Origin of the sequence: Endozoicomonas sp. (assembly GCF_051008435.1) — a bacterium.
In the GTDB taxonomy this organism is placed as follows: Bacteria; Pseudomonadota; Gammaproteobacteria; order Pseudomonadales; family Endozoicomonadaceae; genus Endozoicomonas_A.
Genome location: NZ_JBPCXO010000405.1, coordinates 1 through 1,027 on the forward strand (window position 1 = coordinate 1; position 1,027 = coordinate 1,027).

The 1,027-nt window shown below is 44.9% G+C and carries 2 protein-coding genes; one reads left to right on the forward strand and one right to left on the reverse strand.

What is annotated here, in order from left to right; all coding sequences use genetic code 11:
* Window positions 1-653, forward strand: a 653-nt coding sequence (locus ACR2PX_RS20570; protein WP_434001232.1) for an alpha-amylase family glycosyl hydrolase, incomplete at its 5' end; no start/stop codon positions are given.
* Between the two features lie 235 nt (window positions 654-888).
* Here the strand turns inward: ACR2PX_RS20570 and ACR2PX_RS20575 are convergent.
* Complete coding sequence (locus ACR2PX_RS20575) at window positions 889-1,014, reverse strand: ISAzo13-like element transposase-related protein (protein ID WP_434001233.1); 126 nt, start codon at window positions 1,012-1,014, stop codon at window positions 889-891.
* Window positions 1,015-1,027 lie beyond the last annotated feature (13 nt).

Here is a 1,027-nt window from a genome sequence, read left to right on the forward strand (position 1 = left end):
AAGCTACTCTCAGCAGTTCAGAACTGAACCGTGTCGATGAATATGTGGAAGAGTACCGTGCCCGCTTGAAGAGCATTAGCTGGTTCATGCGTTGTTTGAACGAGCACCTGGCTCGTGAAGCCAACAAGGAAGATGGCTGTAAAGGTCGATTTTGGGAAGGACGCTTCAAAAGTCAGGCATTATTGGATGAGGCAGCATTACTGACCTACATGGCTTATGTTGATCTGAATCCTATCCGGGCAAAACGGGCAGCCACACCAGAGCAGTCCGACTATACCTCTATTCAGAAACGCATCGGAAAAACGATTGGGTCAGCAGATAGCAAGCAACCGTTCATGCTGAAGCCTTTTCAGAGTCAGGGACAAAATCCGGATGAAGCGGTGCCTTATATTCTTCATGACTATCTGGAGCTGGTCGACTGGAGTGGCAGAGCTGTAAGGGCTGATAAGAAGGGTTCAATACCAGAAAATGCACCTCCTATCTTGGCAAGACTCGAAATCGACCCTGACGAATGGCTGAAAACCATGAGCTGGAACAATCGATTCTATCGAGCAGCAGGTCGACTTAAAGCCATGAAGGAATACGCTCTTAGCACAGGGCAGCAATGGCTCCAAGGACTACATTCTTGTGGTCGTTTATTCCAGACTGGCTGATTCATTTCTTAAGCCACATTGGTCGAATTCTTGCTGAATTTTTGGGTGAGATAAGTTCTCTATTCCTGAAAAAAATCATTTAAGCGTTTTATCTCATTTCATTGAGTTTCGGGCTGTTAAAACAGGAAAACTTTGAGCTGAGCAGCTGATCTTGGGGTTGGACGGTATTCAATTTTGTTGCTGGTCTTGTGAGAATATATGGATGTCCTTATTTGCCTAGAATATATGGATGTCCTTATTTGCCTTTTTCTTTAAACAGGTATGATCTGGACGCATTACTGCCTCCACAGTCACATAAAATGAGCATTTCGTTTTTGTCTGGGTAATCTGACAGGCCTTGTTCTTTCAACCATAACTCGATGCTGTCGCATGCC